Annotated in this window: 23 protein-coding genes and 1 tRNA gene; 11 read left to right on the top strand and 13 right to left on the bottom strand. The window is 44.1% G+C overall.

The window, feature by feature from the left end; translation table 11 throughout:
* Positions 1-203: 203 nt before the first annotated feature.
* From AC5YB3_RS06720 to AC5YB3_RS06740, 5 genes are all read right to left on the bottom strand, one after another.
* Positions 204-560, bottom strand: coding sequence for a hypothetical protein (locus AC5YB3_RS06720; RefSeq protein ID WP_169547499.1), 357 nt, complete (start codon positions 558-560; stop codon positions 204-206).
* Between the two features lie 815 nt (positions 561-1,375).
* The gene (locus AC5YB3_RS06725) at positions 1,376-2,197 is read right to left on the bottom strand and encodes a hypothetical protein (RefSeq protein WP_494526813.1); all 822 of its coding nucleotides are present in this window, start codon (positions 2,195-2,197) and stop codon (positions 1,376-1,378) included.
* The gene (locus tag AC5YB3_RS06730; RefSeq protein WP_259566047.1) at positions 2,194-2,427 is read right to left on the bottom strand and encodes a hypothetical protein; all 234 of its coding nucleotides are present in this window, start codon (positions 2,425-2,427) and stop codon (positions 2,194-2,196) included. The genes AC5YB3_RS06725 and AC5YB3_RS06730 overlap by 4 nt, the downstream gene beginning before the upstream one ends.
* A 243-nt stretch (positions 2,428-2,670) precedes the next feature.
* Positions 2,671-2,796 carry a hypothetical protein gene (locus AC5YB3_RS06735; RefSeq protein WP_259566045.1) on the bottom strand — a complete coding sequence of 42 codons (126 nt, stop codon included), beginning with the start codon at positions 2,794-2,796 and terminating at the stop codon, positions 2,671-2,673.
* Positions 2,797-2,807: 11 nt separating this feature from the next.
* A complete protein-coding gene (locus AC5YB3_RS06740) occupies positions 2,808-3,374 on the bottom strand; it encodes a hypothetical protein (protein WP_494526814.1) in 567 nt (188 codons plus the stop codon).
* 422 nt (positions 3,375-3,796) lie between these two features.
* On the opposite strand from AC5YB3_RS06740, the gene AC5YB3_RS06745 reads away from it, so the two are divergent.
* From AC5YB3_RS06745 to AC5YB3_RS06755, 3 genes are all read left to right on the top strand, one after another.
* Positions 3,797-4,384 (top strand): hypothetical protein, encoded by a 588-nt coding sequence (locus AC5YB3_RS06745; RefSeq protein ID WP_494526815.1) that lies wholly within the window; start codon positions 3,797-3,799, stop codon positions 4,382-4,384.
* A gap of 61 nt (positions 4,385-4,445) precedes the next feature.
* A complete protein-coding gene (locus AC5YB3_RS06750; RefSeq protein ID WP_494526816.1) occupies positions 4,446-4,817 on the top strand; it encodes a hypothetical protein in 372 nt (123 codons plus the stop codon).
* Positions 4,817-6,910 (top strand): hypothetical protein, encoded by a 2,094-nt coding sequence (locus AC5YB3_RS06755; RefSeq protein WP_494526817.1) that lies wholly within the window; start codon positions 4,817-4,819, stop codon positions 6,908-6,910. The genes AC5YB3_RS06750 and AC5YB3_RS06755 overlap by 1 nt, the downstream gene beginning before the upstream one ends.
* A 364-nt stretch (positions 6,911-7,274) precedes the next feature.
* Here AC5YB3_RS06755 and AC5YB3_RS06760 read toward each other — a convergent pair whose 3' ends face one another.
* On the bottom strand, positions 7,275-8,231 hold the full coding sequence (locus AC5YB3_RS06760; RefSeq protein WP_311899235.1) for an IS1595-like element ISSod11 family transposase: 957 nt from the start codon (positions 8,229-8,231) through the stop codon (positions 7,275-7,277).
* Positions 8,232-8,584: 353 nt separating this feature from the next.
* Between AC5YB3_RS06760 and AC5YB3_RS06765 the strand changes: the two genes are divergently transcribed.
* Both AC5YB3_RS06765 and AC5YB3_RS06770 read left to right on the top strand, forming a co-directional pair.
* Positions 8,585-9,565, top strand: a complete 981-nt coding sequence (locus tag AC5YB3_RS06765; protein ID WP_494526818.1) for a hypothetical protein — start codon at positions 8,585-8,587, stop codon at positions 9,563-9,565.
* Complete coding sequence (locus AC5YB3_RS06770; protein WP_494526819.1) at positions 9,562-10,053, top strand: hypothetical protein; 492 nt, start codon at positions 9,562-9,564, stop codon at positions 10,051-10,053. Before AC5YB3_RS06765 ends, AC5YB3_RS06770 begins: the two co-directional genes overlap by 4 nt.
* 90 nt (positions 10,054-10,143) lie before the next feature.
* Here AC5YB3_RS06770 and ltrA read toward each other — a convergent pair whose 3' ends face one another.
* On the bottom strand, positions 10,144-11,493 hold the full coding sequence (gene ltrA / locus AC5YB3_RS06775) for a group II intron reverse transcriptase/maturase (protein WP_494526090.1): 1,350 nt from the start codon (positions 11,491-11,493) through the stop codon (positions 10,144-10,146).
* A 617-nt stretch (positions 11,494-12,110) separates the two neighbouring features.
* On the opposite strand from ltrA, the gene AC5YB3_RS06780 reads away from it, so the two are divergent.
* On the top strand, positions 12,111-12,425 hold the full coding sequence (locus tag AC5YB3_RS06780; protein WP_494526820.1) for a hypothetical protein: 315 nt from the start codon (positions 12,111-12,113) through the stop codon (positions 12,423-12,425).
* Between the two features lie 78 nt (positions 12,426-12,503).
* Positions 12,504-13,076, top strand: coding sequence for a hypothetical protein (locus tag AC5YB3_RS06785; protein WP_494526821.1), 573 nt, complete (start codon positions 12,504-12,506; stop codon positions 13,074-13,076).
* A gap of 401 nt (positions 13,077-13,477) precedes the next feature.
* Here AC5YB3_RS06785 and AC5YB3_RS06790 read toward each other — a convergent pair whose 3' ends face one another.
* Positions 13,478-13,618: a hypothetical protein gene (locus AC5YB3_RS06790; RefSeq protein ID WP_259566039.1), complete on the bottom strand. Its 141-nt coding sequence runs from the start codon at positions 13,616-13,618 to the stop codon at positions 13,478-13,480.
* 316 nt (positions 13,619-13,934) lie between these two features.
* On the opposite strand from AC5YB3_RS06790, the gene AC5YB3_RS06795 reads away from it, so the two are divergent.
* Positions 13,935-14,162 carry a DUF4224 domain-containing protein gene (locus AC5YB3_RS06795; RefSeq protein WP_011625439.1) on the top strand — a complete coding sequence of 76 codons (228 nt, stop codon included), beginning with the start codon at positions 13,935-13,937 and terminating at the stop codon, positions 14,160-14,162.
* Entirely contained in the window at positions 14,155-15,171 is a 1,017-nt protein-coding gene (locus AC5YB3_RS06800) for a tyrosine-type recombinase/integrase (RefSeq protein ID WP_259566037.1), read from the top strand. The genes AC5YB3_RS06795 and AC5YB3_RS06800 overlap by 8 nt, the downstream gene beginning before the upstream one ends.
* 92 nt (positions 15,172-15,263) lie before the next feature.
* Here the strand turns inward: AC5YB3_RS06800 and AC5YB3_RS06805 are convergent.
* A tRNA-Trp gene (locus tag AC5YB3_RS06805) sits at positions 15,264-15,340 on the bottom strand.
* A 367-nt stretch (positions 15,341-15,707) separates the two neighbouring features.
* On the opposite strand from AC5YB3_RS06805, the gene AC5YB3_RS06810 reads away from it, so the two are divergent.
* The gene (locus AC5YB3_RS06810; RefSeq protein ID WP_006083889.1) at positions 15,708-16,046 is read left to right on the top strand and encodes a PBPRA1643 family SWIM/SEC-C metal-binding motif protein; all 339 of its coding nucleotides are present in this window, start codon (positions 15,708-15,710) and stop codon (positions 16,044-16,046) included.
* Between the two features lie 111 nt (positions 16,047-16,157).
* On the opposite strand, the gene AC5YB3_RS06815 is transcribed toward AC5YB3_RS06810, so the two are convergent.
* The 4 genes from AC5YB3_RS06815 to AC5YB3_RS06830 are packed head-to-tail and all read right to left on the bottom strand — an operon-like array spanning position 16,158 to position 19,255.
* Positions 16,158-17,117, bottom strand: a complete 960-nt coding sequence (locus AC5YB3_RS06815) for a hypothetical protein (RefSeq protein ID WP_494526822.1) — start codon at positions 17,115-17,117, stop codon at positions 16,158-16,160.
* A gap of 48 nt (positions 17,118-17,165) precedes the next feature.
* A complete protein-coding gene (locus AC5YB3_RS06820; protein ID WP_226059909.1) occupies positions 17,166-17,324 on the bottom strand; it encodes a hypothetical protein in 159 nt (52 codons plus the stop codon).
* Positions 17,321-18,271 carry a 3'-5' exonuclease gene (locus AC5YB3_RS06825; RefSeq protein WP_494526823.1) on the bottom strand — a complete coding sequence of 317 codons (951 nt, stop codon included), beginning with the start codon at positions 18,269-18,271 and terminating at the stop codon, positions 17,321-17,323. The genes AC5YB3_RS06820 and AC5YB3_RS06825 overlap by 4 nt, the downstream gene beginning before the upstream one ends.
* A gap of 48 nt (positions 18,272-18,319) precedes the next feature.
* Entirely contained in the window at positions 18,320-19,255 is a 936-nt protein-coding gene (locus tag AC5YB3_RS06830) for a DUF808 domain-containing protein (protein WP_494526824.1), read from the bottom strand.
* 251 nt (positions 19,256-19,506) lie between these two features.
* On the opposite strand from AC5YB3_RS06830, the gene rpiA reads away from it, so the two are divergent.
* Positions 19,507-20,169, top strand: coding sequence for a ribose-5-phosphate isomerase RpiA (rpiA, locus tag AC5YB3_RS06835; RefSeq protein WP_006082772.1), 663 nt, complete (start codon positions 19,507-19,509; stop codon positions 20,167-20,169).
* The last annotated feature ends 151 nt before the right edge of the window (positions 20,170-20,320 follow it).

Genomic DNA, 20,320 nt, shown 5'->3' on the forward strand with positions numbered 1-20,320 from the left:
CTAGTCCCTTCAGTTGTGCCAAAAGATAAGTACTAGCGTTTTGCAAGACACATTTATCGGCGTCTATCCAGATATATAGCAGACCACCGACAATCGCTAACAAAACACCAGGCAGAAAGAACCAAATTCCGCTGAATAACAACATCTGCTGACTGTGAAGCCATGTATCCGCTCCGCGAACAAAATCCCCTATACGGCCTTTTCTAATTGTTGCCATTATCGTCCCCTCCAATAAAGTGAGTACGCAGAGCATTTGTGCGCGCTGAAATGACCTGTTTAGCCTCAGCCAATTCATCCTCTGAGCAGGTCTTTTTGAGCAGAAAATCTGTGGTTGCCACATTTATCGATAGCAGGTTAATTAGCTGCTGATAAATCTCCTTCTGATCCACTTGTACGTTTCTGATTTCGTGCAGTGTTGAGTCATTATTTAACGCCTGCTCGATCAAAGACACCGCAGTTTTACTAACCGTTTGTCCCGATTCTTTAGCTAATTCCTTCAACAAAATATGAACTTGTCTCGGTGGATATATTTGTACGCGGTACGCCTTAGAAACTCCCATTGCAGTCCCCCTTATCCCTGATTCTCTTGTGTGTAACTCCCTTGCAACTCTGCATGTGCAGAGGCGCAGGGAGTCCCCTCAGAAGGCGCTACTGCGCCGGATGAGACAGACCACTCGCGGTGAGTGGGGTGTGGAGAAAAATCCGGGCGAAGCTCGGAGTTTTCTTGTTCTGGGATGGGGTCCCTGCTCGATAGAGCGGGGTGAATTGTTTCAGCCATTAGCTGGAAAGAAATTGCCAATTTACGTGTCTCATACTCATGGTATTTCCTTGCCCTACACATCAGACTATTGGCGATCGATGTGATAGCTTGCTCTACAGATTTTGAATTCGATGCAGTCTCAAGAATTGCGAGAATTGAAGCGCCAGAACAATGCTGGCACTGCCGAGGGTGAAGTTTCATTCGTTATCTCCTGATTGATGAATTTCAGGAGAGATTCTGGCCTTTAGGTGTGTAAATCCCGGCACGTCAAAGTGCCCAATTTGGACAAATCGGCCACTTGGAAAAATGGCAGGTGTCACTCAAAAGTCACCTGTTGATAGCTTTTTGATTTGGACAACCACTAGGCTCCTAAGCATTCATCGAAAAGCTACCTATTGGTGGTGTTTCAGCGCTTTCTATCTCCAGCTGTACGAGTTTTTGCTGATTGGATTGGAGAGTTTATCTGAAGCTAATTTTTCATAACGAATGTCCACTTACAGCCCGTGTTGCCTGAGTTATTGAAGAAGGTTCTTGTATACCTGAGCGAATCCTTCACTTGCTAAATTTGTAAGAAACGTAACTTGGAATTGTCTCTTTATTGTCATTTAAAGGCGGTTACTTACCGCCCTTAAACATCTTTTTCAGCCGTTCTAAATGCTGTTTGGCTACTTCAGGGTCTACCGGCCTTGGGGCTGGTTGCTCAGGGAGTGCTTTGGGGATGTGACTCTTTTCGGTTTGGATTTGACGTTCAGCATACTTTTGGCCGCGCATCATCCAAGTGCGCCATGCGCCTATGAGAGCCTCCTTGGAATTAAACCTTAGCGACTGCCCACTGGGGTGGTCAATAAAGATCTGACTTTCCCATTCAAGATTGACGAGCGGCGTCACTGATGCTGCCCAATTTTGCATTTCATCAGTTATAACTAAATCGCTACGTGTAAAATTTTGCGAGTGAGAGTCCTCTCTCTTTTTTTGTTTTTGTAGACCTTTTTTTATTAAATCTTTCTTTGTTAAATCTTTCTTTGTTATATCCGTCGATTTTCCGCGCGTGGCTGCTCCGTGCGCGGTTGTTCCAAGAGTGGATGAACCATCCGTGGACAATCCACGAGTGGAGTCAACTTGCTGAATTTTAGGAGATAGAGGAACTTGGGATTCTTGGTAAACAGTGAAAACCCAATCCCACTGCCCATTCTCCTGCCGCTCTTTCGATCTGGTAAGGTATCCAGCGTCAATTAATTCTTTTGAAATCCGACGCCATCTGGAATCTCCGATCTTAGACTCCTCTTGGACCTTTTCAGGGTGAACTTCCCAGTTTGGTGGAAGACTGACCAGCCTCAACAATAACCCAAGCGCATCAATTGAAAGCCGTGGATCTCGGATAGTTGCGTTGGGCATGATAGTGAAGTTGCCCTCTTGCGCACGACGGATCACACTCATACAACACCTCCAGAGACACGAGCAGAATGCACAATTGAGCGACGATTAATCTCATCGTCAACGGCTGCATTTACACATGCTGTGGGCAGTTTTGTTACACGAGCAAGCGCTAATAACACATAAACGTGATGAGCTTTTGAGCCACTCGCTGCGGCCACATCGATCATCAGTGAAAATGGCTCCGACAATACAATCTTGCGGAAATAAGAAGGGTGAATTTGTACGTTCATAACAAACCTCAACGATTAAAGTTGAGGCACTGCGCTCGCGGCTGTTAAAACAGCACTCCATCCCATTCGCGCCTGATTAAATGGGGGGTTATGGCGAGACACTTTAACCAGGTAGGTCTGAACCTACAAGGCCGCTCTGGACTTAGCCCTGAACTCGCATTGGAACTTTCACATGTGAAAGTTTTCTGCTAACCAAATCAATTAGTATGCTGTTTTTTTAGAGAGGCCAGCTACCTCCCTTCATTAAAAGCTTGCCATCAAGATTGAAGTAAAAATCTTGCTGGCGATTTTGATTATGTCCACTCCAAACAAACTCACGATCACTACGCTAGCGATGAGCATTTCAATCTTGGTAATTTGTTGGCACATAACAGGGCTCCTTAAAATAATGATTGTTGATAATTCAACCTAGGTAATGTTGCAATGTGACCAATACGATGCTCTGTTTGTGGCCGCTCCCAATTAGTTTTACCGCATGCAGGACAGCGGCAGCTAACAACTTTATCTCTCAATCCCGGCCCACTGAAAACTTCATTTTCACAATGTACGCATCCAGCAAAAAAAGCCTCACCCGTGCTGATTTCCTCACAGGCTTTGTAGAAACCTGAAATATCAAAATCTTTTTTACTTTTGAGCCATGTATATGCTTCAAGAACTGATTCTAGATGAGTTAGTTTCTCGTGTAGTTCACTGTAAATTTGTATTGCAGATGAATAGCTAATCCAGTCTGTCTTTGCCAAAATATTTTGCCCATACGTTGCGCACCGACGCTCACGAATGGAAAGGTCCTCTCTTATTTTTCTGACTTGTTTATAGCTGAAAGAAGTTTCCTTCTGAACGATTGAATTCGAAAAGCCAATTTTGACCAAATAGTAGCCAAACGCCCATCTATTGAGGTGATGGTTATCTGGCAGGAATGGTAGCGGTTTGAATACATTGGAACGCATAAAGCCCCCTGTTCAAAGTTTAAAACAATGAACAAGCGAGGCCCCATGCCTTACTTGGTGTCCCAAACACAAATCATGAATGGGCTATTTGATGTGCGAAGGAATTAATCCTTACGCGAATGAATATGCTATTTAAAGGCCAGCTACCGTTATTTAAATAATAGCAAGTCGGAGGGAGTTGTCAATAACTCTAAAAAACAAAATTAGTCAATTATTTCATTCAGTTAACTTTGTCACACCAGGACAAATTTCGATTACTGTAATTATCATAATTACGATAATACCGTAATTATCGTAACCCTAATCATTACGCCACTTTGTCCAAAAAGGGCAATTTGGCGTGCCAAGATATCAGGTAATAGCCTTCAAAATTATCCATGCGAATAACGCACAACTATTTCATTCACATGGAGATGCAATCAATGCAAACATTTAAAAATGCCGCTGTCGTAGCAGTTATTACCCTGTCGTCCACAGCCGCTTTTGCTGGTACAGGCACCGGAACTTCTCAAATTTCAGCAACACCGCCAGCTCTTTCAATAGTCGAGATTCAGCCATACAAAATGACGCTTGAACGAAAGGCAGGAGCATCACCTACAAGTGGCTTCTCATTAAAAAGCTGGTCAACTCATCTGGCACATAATCCAGAAGACACCGCGCAACCAGGGTGTTTAAAAGTGCAAGGAGATGTGGCGAAGAACGTTGGCATTACAATTACTAACCTGTCAAATCCTGCTGCGCCTGGAGGGGCAACGTTGAGTTTTTCAGGAACACCAAAGGTTAATCTAACCACTTCAACAATTGATTGCGCGGACGCCATATCTAAAACAAGTGCTGGCGTTGGTATAAACGCAGCACCAGTTTCAGCAACCACCTCCTCTTCGGGCGAGCTTTATATCGCCTGGTCGTATCGCCAACCCGCCACAGCCTCATCAGGATTCATGCAGCTCAGCGCGTGGGAAGAAGGGATCTTTTCTGGAACAGTCGATCTCACCGTCGATTACCAATAATTCCAGAGCGTCGGGGCCAGCAAAACGTTGGCCCTGACCATTGCTATTAACTGAGGTCCCTATGAAGTCCCTTATTAATTCAATCATGATAGTGACGCTAGCAGCTTTCATCTCTGCACCTACGGCGGCATTTCAACTTAAGCTCCATGACGTGGAGATTAGTCGTAAGTCAGCGACTGAAATCCCAGTATCAAATACCCTAAATTCGCCAATAATCGTGAAAATCACCCCACCAGATGGGGTACAAGTATTTCCACGACGCTTCCAACTTCTCCCTGGAGAGCGGCAAGTAGTAAAAGCCCGTGAGAGTGATGGGAAAGTATTAAAGCCAAACGCTAAGATGGCATTTTCTTATGCCGTAATAGGCGAAGGAAAACAAGGGTTTAACTCAAGAATCACACTAAGACTACCTGTCAGAGAGGAGTCTGAGTGATGAAGCAAAAACTTTCACATGTGAAATTTTTTGTGCCCTCTATCTTGGCCGCAGCTTTCACACTTACAGCCTCACCAACACGTGCGGATGACTACCTGATGAAGTTTGTCATGAACGGACAAAACAAGGGGGAATACCTTGTTTCTCGTGAAGTAGATAGTACCCCAGCTGAGCCAGGGCTATGGCAAGCTGCAGGTGTAAACACCACCGCATCACTTCCCTTGGAAAGGTTAAACAACCTTGGTCACGTCAAAATTGTTTGGTCAGAACAAACCATCTACTTTTACACACGTAATAGCACGATCAGACCCAAGACAGCCAAACCAGAGGTTAAAATTGAACCAGTTGTATCTAAGCTGGATGTGAAATCCTTTGACTACTTTCTCACCTATCAAAACAAAGGTGATATTGCGGGTAACATCACGGGAACAGGCCGCGTAGCAGATCTCGATGTTGATGTTAGAGCAGGACTAGGAGGGCAAGAGTCATATTTCTCATCACAATGGCATAGCGAAGAAAATCGCTATATAAAAGACGTTGAGCTGGGACGAGTTCAGCGATATGGCTTGGATGGCTTTGCTGCAACCAACGAGAACTATTTGGCTACAGGTTCATTCTCTAGTGACCAGATAGAGTGGTACTGGCCTGTCGGAACAAGGGTAGATGTATATCGAAACGGAACTTATGTCGAATCACTAGTTCTGGATAGTGAGCCGTTCTCTTACAAAATCGAGTTGGATTACAGCAACAATCGATATAAATTCGACGCAGTATTACCTGACGGCACAACGGACGCTAAAACGGTAGAAAGAGCCATTTCGGGGCGGCTTGCGCCAGTAGGAAGGCTAAACTACCAGGTAGCTGTAGGCGTGTCCCCTATCTCAGATGAAAGCAAGTTAATTGGACGCGTAGCCTACGGAGTGACTAACAAATTGTCGCTTTTCGCTGGTCAGGATGAACAGGAAAGACATTATTTTTCCGCTTTATACTCAAGAGATGACTTTTCATTTGAGCCAGCTTGGTTTGGCAGCAGTGGGTACGCTCTGAACGGCTCTTGGCAGGATGACAATCTTGCGATCTTTGGGCAATTAAGTGATTTAGATAACTATCAATTGCGCTCTATTAGTGTTTCATCCCACTCTCTGTTTCAACCAACTCTCCAGTACCTTTCCCGCACACACGATGGTTATGAAACTCAGGAAACGACGTTACGCACATATCACAGCACTCATATTGAGGCACTGAACACATCAGTTTCGCTATCTCCATACTACTCCAATCGTTTAACCAATGGTGTCAGATCCAATATCTTTGGAGGGCGAATACTGGCTAACATAGCAGAAGGTTGGCAGGTTTTGGCGTCCTATGAGCGTGAAAGTAAAGACCTTGATGGTATTAAAGATATAGAACGTTTCAATGGAGAGGTGTCAAAACGATTCAGCTTGGGACGGCTCACCTACCGCTACATGGCTAACAATTTTGGTCATGGGTGGGAAACGCAACAACAAAGTTTACGTGCAGATATATGGAACTGGGATTTAGCAACAGTATCAATGTCCCTTAATCGATCATCTAAAGGGGACAATAATATTGCTCTATCTGTTAGCGGGAGTTTTGGCCGAACTGGATTATCAAGAGCCCTTCAACGCAACCAAGCCCAATTGGAGCTATCAGCGTGTAAGGATTTAAACCTCAACGGAATCTGTGAACCAACTGAGCCAGAAGTTGAAGGTATCACTGCAACAGTGGCAGAAAGAGAAGTTGTAACACCAGCCATCGTTAATTCACTCACACCTTATCAATGTTACACAATTCAGGTCGGTAACGGCTTCAACTTGTCCCCTCGTTACAAAGCGGTGGAATCAACAAGATTGATTAGAGGCGGAGTAAATAGGTTGCGTTTACCGTTAACTGAAATTCGTGAAGTTGAAGGCCAGCTTGAGCGAGATGGAATTAGAGTTGCTCTTGTTGACACAGAAACGGGAAATGTTCTGGCGGAACAAACGACTGAATTTGGGGGATGGTATCTGTTTTATGCTCCATCTGGGCGCAAGGTCAAGGTTGTGGAACAACCTGAGGCAACCCCCGGCTAAAAACTTTCACATGTGAAAGTTACCATCCGCTTGCTGATACACAATACCCAACACATAAAACACGCCTACGTGCCCGCAGCGTCACCATCAATTCAAGAAAAATGCGTTTCACTCTACGCAACTGTAGAAGAGTACTAAAGTATCATACTGATATGGCGGTTTTAGTTGGATGCTAGCCGCCAGCTTTGTTTCTAAGCTGCCCCAAAACGAGTTAACAAGTTGTCAGTAGATCAGTAACAAACGGACTTTCTGTCTTAGACATTTTCATCATTACACCCGTGTGATGTAATTCATTACTACCCATCAAAAACTGGATAATTATAAGGGCTATCCACTTAGCACGACCAACCACTATATATTGTGGTTATCGATTTTTAATTGATTGGTACGTTATCGGCTTAGAACGCACAGCTTGCTCAAGCAATCTGTAGAATAATAATCCCCGTGAATCTGACTTTCTTCTGTTGAAGCGAAATGTAAACTCATCTAAATAATAATCAAGTTGCTTAGCCTTTACCGCACCTTGATACGTACCTAAAAGCCATCTTTTACATAATGATGAGACTCGATGCACCCCAGCCATTGTTTCATGTGCAGGTACAGATGAACCTAAATGCACTATCCGATTATGCTCATATCCTTTTTTGTCTATTTGTTTGTATGCTTGAGAACCATCACTACAAATTGTGCTACCAGGTTCTATTACATCTTGAATGAATTGATGGATATGTTCTTTAGTTGCACTTTCTACTTGCCTTAAACGTATCCGCCCAAATCCAGAGGGTGATAGCAGCTCAACAGCAACCAAAACTACAGTTTTACGCTTACCCTGTTGATTTTTAATAGATGATTTTGGAATGACACCACCGATTAATGTTTCGTCAACCTCTACGATGCCGGACAGTTTATCTCTTTCAGGATCAACCATGGCATATCTTAACTTGTGCATTAAAGACCAAGCAGTTTGATAACTCCCAAGACCTAATAGCCTTTGGATCCCAAGAGCGCTGACCCCATTCTTTTGATTTGTAATAAACCAGACAGCTGCAAACCAACTTTTCATGGGGGTTCTTGTTTTGTCAAAAAGTGTACTTGATGTTACTGAACACTGAGAACGGCAAGCATGACATTTTAACTTGCCATTACTTAACTGATAAGGTGATTGATGGCTCGAACAGCTTGGGCAAATGAATCCGTTTGGCCAACGAAGTGCATAAAGGTAGCTGGTGCAAGATTGTTCATCATGAAACCAATCAACAAATTCGTCCCAATTTGTAGGGTAATCGACGCCAGCTTTTAATAGATACGATGAAGTTTTCATTACTACATATTGACACTGGTGGCGCTAAATGGATAGCCCTTATAATTATACAGTCGTATTCAAATTATAAGGATTTTTGAACGATTTTCATCCTGTATTCGTGCGCGTTTTCTCATTTTTTTTAAAATAAATAGCATTAAAATTAATTACTTATACTTTTCATTAAGCAGATAATAGGTTTGGGAAACGCGCATGTGCGTTTTTCCAGATGGTGTATTTTAAAAAAAGCTGATAAGTTCCTTTTATTACAAGTAATTAACAGTGCGCGTTTTTACTGGTCTAATGAGGTAAACGCGCATGCGCACTAATAAAATGTTATACGCAATTACCTTTTCGCCCTTTAGGAGTTAAAAATGGCAGGGAAAAAACCAAACTTTAAGAATAAGAAGTTCTACTACAGAAGAGCAAAATGGGATGATCAAGGTAAGCAATCACTTGAGTCACTTTTGATAGATGCTCATAAATTGCTTGATACTGTTGGGAAAAGAACTTTTGAGGTTAGCTCTGGTGCTGAAATTAGGGGCGCGAGCTTTAACGATGATGGCGGGTTATACCTACAAATAGCCTCATATGTACCGGGTGAGTCGACCTCAATTATCGACAAGAGCAAGAGAGCAAAACAATCAAACGTTACTGCACAGACCGCTCCTGAAGGAAAGGACTATCTTGATGGTGAGGTTTTTGTTTATATCAAAGGGAATCACGTAATTTTATGCCCTTCTGGCGTTCGGGAAACCGTCGTTGAAACATATGTCTGGCACGTTTTAAGAGCTATTGAAAAGAAAGAAATTGCTAAGACGTTTGAGTTAGATAAAGTTGCAAAAACCAACAAGCTTCGAATGATCAAGGATGAGGGTGTTAAAGAAATTGATTTAAACACCTCACTTTATGAGGCTAGCTTGATCCATATGGATCAGAAAAACCCTAAAGTTTCTGGTTGGAAAAAAGCATTGGCGAATCAGCTTTCTGCTGTTTTCAGTAAAGATAAGGATTTAAAAGATATAACTGAAAAAGAAAACCTTAATGTTAAGGTGACTATCAAGTTTGACGGTATGGAAGCAAGGCGAAATTCAAAAGACCCTGAATTCGGAAAGGCAGGCAAAAAGCGACTTGAAAAAACCGCTGAACAAGTTATTGCTGAGTTTGATGAGGAGCATGAAAATGGCTTTGTCATTGTAACCGGTGCAGGCAATAGAATTACTTCTGATGAAATTCGTGTGTCTGACTCATTTAGAGTTGAAACTCTTGGGAAATCGCTTAGTAAAAGCGCAGCTTGGACTAAGCTAAAAGAGTATCACGACAGACTAGATGCTGATGGTGTATTCAAGCAATGAGCAGAGAAATTGATAAAGATAAAATCAAACTGGCCATATGCCTTGTGCTTTGGGGCGGTTTAGGCTCTTATTTTTGTCAACCTCTAATTCATGGTAATCAAGATGCAATAAACGTAATTGTTACAGTCTTTTCAATTCTTGCTGGTTTTTTGGTCGCAGTCATTACATTGGTTGGTGATCCTAAGTCTTTACCCGCTGGGGGCTGGCAGGTCGCAAGATTAGGTAGTGATTTAACATATAATCGTCTTATTCGGCATAAGTGGTTATTTAAAGCATATTTAGTAACTCTATTTTTGATATTTGTCTCCATTGTCATTAAAAATAAATACCCGACAGTTCAGTTGATCCTTGAGTACGGATATATGTTTTTTGCAACAATATCTTGTTTTCTTTCGTTCAAACTTCCTAGTGCTTTGATAGAGTTGCAGCAAGAGCGAATAGAACACGAGATAACTGAACGGAGAAAAAAAGAAGGTATAGAGGATTAAAGCGTATAATCGGGTAGCCGGAGGTATCTAGCCTCCAGCCCCCACACCACCCTGCATGCGGCTCCGCACAGGGCGGTTCATTTAGAACGCCTAACCTGTTTTCTGGTTCGGATAGTGAACCGCGATCCATCCATCTCTCAGTGAATACAATCCTGCTTTCTTAAGATACTCATTACTCAGCGCTTGCTGTATTCCTGGTGTTTTCGAGCTCCGCCATGGGCCTTTACTTGTGATCCCACAAGCAACGGCAGCTTGGATCCTGACGCCACGTTTAAGTAAGTTTTGTACCTTAGTCCGCGGTTTTCGCCACTGACGCCAGTAGCACATACGCACTCGACGACGGATCCAATGGTCTAAATCGACACACCCTTGATAAGCGTTGGCTATGCCAAAGTAGTTGATCCAGCCTTGCATGTATTGCCGTACTTTAAACAATTGATATCCCATGCTAACGCCCCAATTTCGGTTCGTCAGGCGTTTCATCTTTTGTTTAAAAATGTGTAATGTTTTAGCATGCCACTGGATCTTCCCGCGGTTAAAGGTAAAACCGAGGAACTTGCTTTGACCTACCTCTACCACTTGGCTTTTCTGTTCATTAACAACCAGTTTTAGCTTAGTGGCAAGGTAGCGAGTAATACTCTTGAGTACCCGCTCTCCCGCTCGAATAGACTTTACCAAAATGATAAAGTCGTCCGCGTAGCGGGCGAATTTGTGCCCTCGGCTTTCCAGCTCTTTATCAAGACTGTCCAACATAATGTTAGAGAGTAATGGCGAGAGTGGGCCGCCTTGAGGCACGCCTTCGAAGCTTGCTTCAAATTGGTCGTTGACCATCACACCAGCTCGCAGGTATTTACCAATAAGCGCCAGCAGACGCTTATCCTGTACCTTGATCCTCAATTGAGTCATCAACAGGTCGTGATTTACTCGATCAAAGAACTTGGACAGATCAACATCGACGGCAAATTTGCGCTTCTGTTTGATGATATCTCTGACTTGCAAGACCGCTTGTTTGGCATTCCTATTCGGTCTAAAGCCGAAGCTATTAGCCGAGAAGAAAGGGTCAAACAACGGCGTGAGAATTTGAGCAATAGCTTGCTGTATCACACGATCAATGACGTTAGGGATACCCAGTTTGCGTTTATCGCCATCGGGTTTGTCGATCTCTACGCGTCTGACTGCTGAAGGGTTATATTCACCTCGTTCCAGTAGAGATTTACACCGTTGCCAACCGCCTTGTTGCATCCAAAGCGGGAAGGCTTCGATAGTCATGCCATCGATGCCAGCCGCGCCTTTATTGGCTTTAACTTGACGCCAAGCTCGGTGTAGATTTTCAGGTTCGAGTAGTTGTTGGAATAAATCGCTGTTGAAGGCCGGTTGCATATCAATACGCTGCCGATAGTAATCGTCTGGCGACGTAGTGGGTATCGACAAGTTTGACAAGACTCCTCCTTCTTCTAAATGTTCAGGCCTTCACCATATCCCAACCATTACGATGGGCGTTGGGCTACTATGCCGTCTGCTGACTTCTGCTTAATCACATACCGAGTTACCCCGTCATGCGCTATCGGTTTTCATCTGGTTCGCTCTTTTCAGTCGATGAGATTGAAAAGCCAAGGCACTTAATAGACCAGAGCCTTACTGGTTATTGACCGATCGCGTGTTAAGCAGATCTCCCCAGATAAGAACATGAACTTTCTTTGCACTGCTGCATCATTTACGGTGGCCATTAGATCACGTGGTTTCGTCGTCTTGTGCCAACTCACCTCTAGCCTACGCCTCATATGATGTTCTTGTTCATCAGCTCGCAAATTTGCTAGCGGCTTCCTTCAGACCAATCCTCGCGGATAAGCCCTTGCCATTCGCTAGTAGTTAACGTTTAATAACAGCATGTTATTGAACGGTGACCTTCCTACAGAGGACTTTCACCTCATTAGTTCATGCCCATGCTGGGCGTACACAAGTTTATCAACCATCGCCACTTCGTGGCTGGACAGCCTAAAGCGTGCTTCGCACTCGGCTGCCGGTTATAAAGGCGTTAACTGCACTTAGAGGTTTGAGTGATCTACGAAATTCGAATTAATGGTGTAGTAATTGGTACTACCAACTTAGAAGGTAGTGATCCGCCGATGGGGTTCGTATTTGGCAGTGTCACTCCAACTGAAAACTATGAGTTTTTATCTGGTGTGGTGAAAGCTGAGCTATATGAGCAGGGCCGAGATACCGAAATCAAATGTGAGTCTATTTCTTTTGAAGACCTTACTAAGGAAATGGGAGAAACGTGCCTTGAAGTCACAGCTCTTATAGATTCTTATGAGGAATATGATAAGTATTTTAAACACCATCGAGAAGCTTATGAAAAACAGTTCTCGTAATCAGCAGTTAACAAGTAAAGGCATTGGACGCGATAAAGCCGCGCCCATGCTTTAAGCGTTAAGCCTCTAGGCGTACACATGAAATACCTTTTAGGAATTCTAATAATGATTTGGAGTGTTTTCTCTTCCGCTAAAGACTATCCAGAAGTAATTGTGGGTGAGGAAGATGGTTTTGTTGATCTTACCTTTACGATCTCAAATTCAAAAAAACTCGAATCTGGCTCATATCAGGTTGTCGTAAAAGGCAACCTGAAGGGCGATAAGGTTGGGTTTGCAATAGAGATTTTGCCCTCTTGGAACCCGCAAGCGGTGGAAGGCATTGACGATGCCTTCTATTGGGGGGAGGCATTCTTCAGAAGCACTGGTTCTGAATCTGAAAATTTTATAAAGTCACTGGCTACTTTATACGGCGCAACTGTAAACGATGTATCTGTTCCGGAAAAGGTATATGCCCAAGTTGTTGGGCTTGCCTGTAATCCCGAAAAGATTGATGAATTGCCATGCAAAATGAAGTTCTTTTTTAATCCCGACGGTGAGGAAGATCTTTACTCTGAGGTTTTTATAAACATTGATACTGTTGCAAAAGAGCTAGAGTTCAACGAGAAAGACAATGATTATCGTGCACCATTATTACGTTCGTTGTTGCAATAAAGGCTTAACAAGCGGCTCCACCGGACAAATTTCCGCTGTCACTTTTTTGCGTGGCAAAAAGCCGCCATCAAAAATTTGCTCAGTGAGCCGGGCGTTTGCCCATAGAAATTTTAATTTGAAACTTACTAATTTGGGCTAATGGCCTAACTCGGAATTGTCCCAAAATGAGTTACAAACCGTATGATACTTTAATGCTCAGGTGTAGCTCGATTTAGACTAGCAAATAGCAATCAGTATGAATCTATATTTCTGGTCACGTTTAATCTAAAACGGTACAAACAGGGCTACTTGACTGTTTAGTATGAAACTTTATTCCTCTCCCACAGTTTATTTACCTTCAGTTGAATCATGCTGAGGCAGATAAACTTTCACATGTGAAAGTTTTTGCATCCACTTCGTCTTCAGCCGCCTGATTGATCGCTAGCGGCTGAAGGGTCATCCTTTCCATCAATATCCTTTAGAATTTCCGCAGCCTTCTCATTGGCTTGCAAAACCACCCCTGGTTTTTCCTGCTCCAGAATCTGCTCTAACGTTCTTGCCATAATGCCCTCCTCCCAAGTCCAAGCTATTATAAACAATAGATGTTAAATAACGAGAGGGATGAGCGATGACGCCGTTAATATGGGGATTACTGGGATTATTCGTTTTCTTCACAGTGGTGACTTTCGGAAGCTTGTATCTTTACAACAAGCGGGATAGACGTTAACTCCAATTTTAATCACCATAAAAAAGGCTTTATGTGTCCGTATTGGGCAGTTTGAGAGTTCATAACTTGAAAAAATGAATGAGAAAATAGTCGCAAATATATTGGAGCGAAAGGATTAATAATTCTTTGCTCAAGCATTATGGATAACTAATATGGCGACCATTTTAAACGAAATGCTAACAGAGCAACAATTAATAGAGCTAACCGGCTATACGAAAGCGAGCGCCCAAATCAAGCAACTAAAGTTACAAGGAATACATTATCACTTACGAAGTGACGGTAAGCCAGTAGTAACGTGGACCGCGGTAAACTACCCATTTACACATCGAGCGGTAGCAAATGACAATGTTCCTAATTTTGGAGCAATAAGCAATGGCTAAACGCAAACCAGAAGATGCATGGATGCCAAAAGGCGTATACCTGCATAAAGTTCGCGGTAAGGCTACCAGCTACATAATGAAAAATGGCAAGCGCACAATTACCTTGTGCTCGGCATCTTCAACACGCGCAGAGGTTTGGACAGCATACGAAACCGCTATTGAGAAGTCACTGACCAAGTACACATTCAAACGCATGGCTGACGAATACCAGGCATCGGCAACATTCAAAGAACTAGCACCTCGCTCGCAACGCGATAGGGAACGGGAGCTAGCGATGTTTAATAAAGTCTTTGGCGAAATGGAACCCGACACAATTAAGCCACACCACATTCGTCAATACATGGATATTAGAGGGAACACAAGTCGTACTCAGGCAAATCACGAATTATCAGCATGTAGTGTAGTCTTCGGCTGGGGATACGAGCGCGGTCATTGCAAAGAAAACCCAGCTAAAGGCGTTAAGAAATTCAAGAATAAATCACGTGATCGGTACATCACTGACTATGAGTTTAACGCACTGCTTGAGTGCTGCGAACAGCGGCTAAAAATTGCTTGTGAGATCAGTTATCTATGTGCTGCGCGACAAGCCGATGTGCTATCACTGAAGTGGTCACAAGTGATGGATGAAGGGATTTTTATTCAGCAGGGTAAAACTGGCAAGAAACAGATCAAGGCTTGGTCGCCACGCTTGCATGAACTCATTAATGAAACGAAAACATTACGCAAAGGTATTGCCAGCGTCTTTGTAATCAACAAAACAGGTGGAGGCAGGTTAACAGCAGATGGTCTGCGCAGCAGTTGGCGCAGAGCGATAGACAAACTAGCATTACAATATCCAGACATTGAACGAACGTTCACATTTCACGACATCAAAGCGAAAGGCATCTCTGACTTTGATGGAAACATTCACGACAAGCAGCAATTTAGTGGGCATAAAACCGTTGGCCAAGTGAACGTTTATGACCGCAGAACTGAGATAGTGCCAACGATCGGCAGTATTAAGAAGTGAATCGTTATTCAAAAAGCTGATTAGACATTTCTAACAACTTTTCTAACAAAATAAAACGGCTCGCATATTTCTATGCAAGCCGTTGTTTTATTTGGCAGGGGTGGCAGGACTCGAACCCGCAACCATCGGTTTTGGAGACCGCTGTTCTACCAATTGGAACTACACCCCTGTTGACGTGGGGCATTATGCTAAAAGCACTTCCAAAGGTAAAGTACTTTTTATGACAAAACTCATTAACTGAAGGTTTTTCAAACAAGTTAGCCAGTTACTGTTGAATTAAGTGCCACAGCGATTAAAAAGCCGCCGCATATTGGGCTTAATGTTTTAATGGATACATTATCAAGAGAGTTAGCGCCCAAATGCTCCAAGGCAAATCGCTGCGATAAATTCGACGGATATGGCTGTTTCGGCAAGTTTTGGGCCGCTTAAGGGTAAAAGCCACGCATTTATCGAAAAAAGATCTGAGTTCGATTTATAAAATCGGCGTTTTATAGTATAAGCATCGTCAATTTCATACACAGCTCGACGGAACCAAGATGTCAGACAAATTTTTCTTCAAAGGTCGTAAAACACCTAAGCCAAAGCATGAGAGCTTTGGCTACAACACTAAGCGTGCCGCTAAACCGGGTACAGAAGCCTTACCTCTGCAATTAATCGTTGCCGATGAAACGCGTAAACTCGAAGTTGCTGCGATTGTTGCCGAACACCAACTGTTTGCTAATATCGAAGTCAATGCCGACGTTGCTGAAGATATCCTTGAGTTAGAAGGTTTATTGAATAAGCCTAAGACCACGACGTTCGAGAAAAAACCGAATCGTAACGAGCCTTGCGCTTGTGGTAGCGGTCAAAAATTCAAGAAGTGCTGCGGCAAGTAAACGCTTTAATCAGCGTTATGAGTAATAAAATAGATAGGGACTTTTGCTGTGACGTTTTTGTACGTCGGGAATAGCCCCTTTTCTCTCCCCAATTCTAGTTTCTGCCCAAAGCTAATCTTCCAGCTTCGAGATAAAAATCCGCTGCAAATCGTTATTCCACAGCTGAATAATTTTGCGGGTCTTTTCTTTATTCCAAAAACATTTGCCAAATAAAATCAATCCCGCACCTTCTAGATCGCGTTTATCTTCTATTTCAAATTGCGCTAATAATGGCAGTTTTATCCCATCGATAGGAATGCCGATATCTTTACTGTCGGCGGGATTAAGCCAGCTCATGGTCGGGTCTGTATGGGATATTGTGCCCCAATACATGTGGGGTTTGTTATCAAGCGGGTCGGCATCGGCAAAGTTGACGAACAGGTTCTTCGCCCGCCAACGATATTTGCACTCACTGTCTGTATATACCCAGAGATCAGATTTCGCCAGATCAGTACCACGCAATAAACTGTGCAGTAACTTTTCGAGCCCTTGGCTTGGCACCCGTTTCTCGGTTGTGCGCGCAGCAGTGTTAACTTGATAGTCTGTTTTCGACTCTTGCACTTGAGCATCCATTGACGATGCAACAGGTACTGGTGACGACTCAGATATAGCAGATGACTCAGATATAGAAGACGACTTAGACGTTGGCGCTGTTTTACTTTCGGATGGCCCAGTTGGCGCTTTGTTTGCGGGAGAATGGCGGCGGGGCTTGCGACTGAAATCGATCATTAACGCATCGGCGTCCACCAGCTGCTGATGCACTTCGATGGCATCTTGCTCCTCGCGGGACTTTTGCGCCGAGGGTTTAAATTCAATGCAATCGGCTTGGTGATAACGCGAGCCGAAACAGGCGGCTTTGCCATCCTTTGAAGCTTTACGAAAATACGCTTTACCGCCGCACGCGGGGCAAATTAACCATTGTCGCAAACGCTCAATATCGTCATCAGACAATTGTTGAAACTTAAAAACACTGTAAGTGGTTATCGCTGTTAAATGATCCTCTGTTTCGAGTTCACAAATGGCATCTAACATAGCGTTCTCCTTTATTTTTGCCTGCTGGCACTGATGATCACAAAATCACTAAGCCCAGGCATTTACCCCAAGGGTGATCATCGCTAACAGGATCAACATGCCCAGCACGCGGTAAATCAAACCTAAGGTACTGGTGCCCTGCGAGCTCATATCCGAGTGTGATGGCCTGATGTTTTCCTTTGCGGCATCTTGGGTTTTGCGCTTCATGCAACATCCTTAAAATATTTCGCCAATGGCGCCGCTAGACTCAAAGGGATTAACGGCGCGGCTTTTGTGGCACTCGATGCATGATAAAAAGGCGTCAGCTGAGTGATTAACGCATTGAAACACATGAGTGCAGCCAAGGCATCAGCGGCGGCATAATTGATTTGCGCGCCAGATAATGGCACATGCTGCCAATTCGATAGGGTGATTTTTTTCGGTTTATCGATACGAGTGCCCAGCAGAGTCGCCACCAACTGGCGCGTCCCCATTTCTTTCTCCGCCCCAAGTTGCGCCAGTGCCCAGTTTAAATCTAACTTTGAAGCGACATTGATGCCCCATTGCCGCTTGAGAGCCTGCGCATCACTGCGTAAACCAACGCCGACTTTGAGTATATTTTCATCTTCTAATACGGTTTTTAACTGGGTGAATTGCTCACCTAAAATGGCATGTTGAAATAGATAACAAGCGTCCGCTGTCGCGATTTGGATAAGGCTCAGGGGATGTTGTACGCCGCGCTCAAAACTCGCACGGGTTTCAGTATCAAAACCTAAGACTTGCTCAGCCTGTAATCGCGCGACAACCGCATCGAACTCCGATGGTTGAACCACTTCAATGTGGATCTGTTGAAATTCAAAGGCCGCTAATGCCGCCATATCAGCATCATCGATACGAGTCGCTAAGGCAATCCGCTGCTGCAACCACAAATACGCCAAATGACGCTGCGCTTGCCGCTGAGTCTGAGCCTTCGCATTGGTGGGCGTATCAGTCTCGGCCGCCACCTCACCTTCTAACGGCTCTCCCTCTAACGCCTCGGTCGATACATTGAGCTTATCGAGATAAGCAGTGCCCGCAGCATCCATTGCCGCAATCAAGCCGTTGGCATCTTTACCCAATTCTTTGCGTAACCAAGCCAACTTACTCGGGGAGATACAGTATTTCATTAACTTCATCGTCGCCCTTCCTTGTTGAGTTAATCCTCGATTTTCGATGCGCGCACCTCACTCGCCACGCAGTTTCTGTATCCCTGTCATCACAGTAAGTGCGACTGCGCCAGCAACGACGCCAAATAGGCCATTGAGCACACTTGGTGTCAGCACGGCAAGCACAGGTCCGACAAAACTCATCGCCGCGACGGCTTGCTCAGCATGGTGAATTTGCTCGCCAATCATATGTAAGCCATGGGTTAAAATCCCGCCGCCCACCATAAACATGGCCGCAGTGCCGATAATGGTTAAACTTTTCATCAGCACAGGTGCGGCGCTCAATAAACCAAAACCCAGTTTACGGTTCATTTGCGTTAATACCGACTCGCCTTCACGTTGACTCAAGTACAAACCCGCATCGTCCATTTTCACAATCGCGGCCACTAAACCATACACACCTATGGTCATGATGATCCCGATAACGGATAAGGTGAAAAACTGCGTCGATAGGGATTTGTCCGCCACTATGCCTAAGGTAATCGCGATAATCTCCGCCGATAACACAAAGTCGGTACGAATCGCGCCTTTGACTTTTTCAGCCTCGTAAGCGGCTAAATCTTTGATGTCTGGGAGCTCGCTTTCCTCTTGCGTTTCGCTGTGTGGTTGACCTTTTCTGTGGCTATAGCTGTGGTGCAGCTTTTCGAACCCTTCGTAACATAAAAACAGTCCACCAAACATCAATAACGGTGTTACCGCCCAAGGAATAAAGGCGCTGATCAGCAGGGCTGCGGGCACTAAAATGCATTTATTACGAAACGATCCCTTAGCTACCGCCCAAACGACAGGTAATTCACGCTCGGCACTCACGCCAGTGACTTGCTGGGCATTGAGGGCTAAATCGTCCCCAAGCACACCCGCGGTTTTCTTTGCCGCCACTTTACTCATTACCGCTACGTCATCCAAAATCGATGCTATATCGTCAAGTAAGGTTAATAAACTTGCGCCAGCCATGCTAAATCCCTCTACCAATCATCTATAAACCATTCTGCTTTTGCCATAGTAGCTTAGTTAGATTAGTGGCGTATAGCGAAATGCTTTCTAACTTAACTGCTTCAGTTACTTAGGTTATTGGGATCACTGACTCATGTCGACAAGCCTGCAATCTAGATCACACCTAAGGCGGAATTGCGCCACATTATTTATCGGAAAAGAGTATACTAAGCGCAGAATTTTTTACTCATTTGCCGTTACAGGATGTCAACATGACTCAAGATGAAATGAAAAAAGCTGCCGGTTGGGCCGCACTCAAGTACGTTGAAAGAGACAGTATTGTTGGTGTTGGTACTGGTTCGACTGTGAATCACTTTATTGATGCACTGGCGACCATGAAAGCTGATATCGAAGGCGCAGTCTCTAGCTCTGAGGCATCAACTCAGAAAATGAAAGCGCTGGGTATTCCCGTTTATGACTTAAACAGCGTCGATCGTTTATCTGTCTATGTGGACGGTGCCGATGAAATCAACGACCGTATGGATATGATCAAAGGCGGCGGAGCGGCGTTAACTCGCGAGAAAATTGTTGCGGCTGTGGCTGAAAAGTTTATCTGTATCGTGGATAACACTAAGCAAGTCGACATCCTAGGTGAATTCCCACTGCCAGTTGAAGTCATTCCTATGGCGCGCTCTTATGTGGCACGTCAGTTAGTTAAGCTAGGCGGCGATCCTGTGTACCGTGAAGGCGTTGTGACCGATAACGGCAACGTGATCCTCGATGTGTACAATCTTAAGATCCTTAATCCAAAAGAATTGGAAAGTCAGATCAATGAGATCGTCGGTGTCGTCACTAACGGTCTGTTCGCTAAACGCGGCGCAGATGTGTTGTTAGTCGGTACACCTGATGGCGTAAAAACCTTTACCGCCGAATAAGTTAAGCGTTAACACTTACATCCCAGTCACAAGGCTGCAGATGTAAACAACACGGTAAAAATACGCGACAAAATGCCAGCCACTTTATTCAAGGGCTGGCATTTTTTATGGTTCTTTTTGGGGTTAAATGTTATCTGACTAAGCCATCTAT

Source organism: Shewanella sp. 1311, assembly GCF_059338235.1.

What these genes read in the sequence shown, in the direction of transcription:
- AC5YB3_RS06725 (WP_494526813.1), bottom strand. Translation starts at nt 2,197, where the DNA reads ATGAGTGTGATCCGTCGTGCGCAAGAGGGCAACTTCACTATCATGCCC.
- AC5YB3_RS06810 (WP_006083889.1), top strand. Translation starts at nt 15,708, where the DNA reads ATGTCAGACAAATTTTTCTTCAAAGGTCGTAAAACACCTAAGCCAAAG.
- AC5YB3_RS06785 (WP_494526821.1), top strand. Translation starts at nt 12,504, where the DNA reads ATGAAATACCTTTTAGGAATTCTAATAATGATTTGGAGTGTTTTCTCT.
- AC5YB3_RS06720 (WP_169547499.1), bottom strand. Translation starts at nt 560, where the DNA reads ATGGGAGTTTCTAAGGCGTACCGCGTACAAATATATCCACCGAGACAA.
- AC5YB3_RS06815 (WP_494526822.1), bottom strand. Translation starts at nt 17,117, where the DNA reads ATGTTAGATGCCATTTGTGAACTCGAAACAGAGGATCATTTAACAGCG.
- AC5YB3_RS06820 (WP_226059909.1), bottom strand. Translation starts at nt 17,324, where the DNA reads ATGAAGCGCAAAACCCAAGATGCCGCAAAGGAAAACATCAGGCCATCA.
- AC5YB3_RS06800 (WP_259566037.1), top strand. Translation starts at nt 14,155, where the DNA reads ATGGCTAAACGCAAACCAGAAGATGCATGGATGCCAAAAGGCGTATAC.
- AC5YB3_RS06770 (WP_494526819.1), top strand. Translation starts at nt 9,562, where the DNA reads ATGAGCAGAGAAATTGATAAAGATAAAATCAAACTGGCCATATGCCTT.
- AC5YB3_RS06760 (WP_311899235.1), bottom strand. Translation starts at nt 8,231, where the DNA reads ATGAAAACTTCATCGTATCTATTAAAAGCTGGCGTCGATTACCCTACA.
- AC5YB3_RS06790 (WP_259566039.1), bottom strand. Translation starts at nt 13,618, where the DNA reads ATGGCAAGAACGTTAGAGCAGATTCTGGAGCAGGAAAAACCAGGGGTG.
- AC5YB3_RS06795 (WP_011625439.1), top strand. Translation starts at nt 13,935, where the DNA reads ATGGCGACCATTTTAAACGAAATGCTAACAGAGCAACAATTAATAGAG.
- AC5YB3_RS06735 (WP_259566045.1), bottom strand. Translation starts at nt 2,796, where the DNA reads ATGTGCCAACAAATTACCAAGATTGAAATGCTCATCGCTAGCGTAGTG.
- AC5YB3_RS06825 (WP_494526823.1), bottom strand. Translation starts at nt 18,271, where the DNA reads ATGAAGTTAATGAAATACTGTATCTCCCCGAGTAAGTTGGCTTGGTTA.
- rpiA (WP_006082772.1), top strand. Translation starts at nt 19,507, where the DNA reads ATGACTCAAGATGAAATGAAAAAAGCTGCCGGTTGGGCCGCACTCAAG.
- AC5YB3_RS06745 (WP_494526815.1), top strand. Translation starts at nt 3,797, where the DNA reads ATGCAAACATTTAAAAATGCCGCTGTCGTAGCAGTTATTACCCTGTCG.
- AC5YB3_RS06750 (WP_494526816.1), top strand. Translation starts at nt 4,446, where the DNA reads ATGAAGTCCCTTATTAATTCAATCATGATAGTGACGCTAGCAGCTTTC.
- AC5YB3_RS06740 (WP_494526814.1), bottom strand. Translation starts at nt 3,374, where the DNA reads ATGCGTTCCAATGTATTCAAACCGCTACCATTCCTGCCAGATAACCAT.
- AC5YB3_RS06755 (WP_494526817.1), top strand. Translation starts at nt 4,817, where the DNA reads ATGAAGCAAAAACTTTCACATGTGAAATTTTTTGTGCCCTCTATCTTG.
- AC5YB3_RS06765 (WP_494526818.1), top strand. Translation starts at nt 8,585, where the DNA reads ATGGCAGGGAAAAAACCAAACTTTAAGAATAAGAAGTTCTACTACAGA.
- AC5YB3_RS06730 (WP_259566047.1), bottom strand. Translation starts at nt 2,427, where the DNA reads ATGAACGTACAAATTCACCCTTCTTATTTCCGCAAGATTGTATTGTCG.
- AC5YB3_RS06830 (WP_494526824.1), bottom strand. Translation starts at nt 19,255, where the DNA reads ATGGCTGGCGCAAGTTTATTAACCTTACTTGACGATATAGCATCGATT.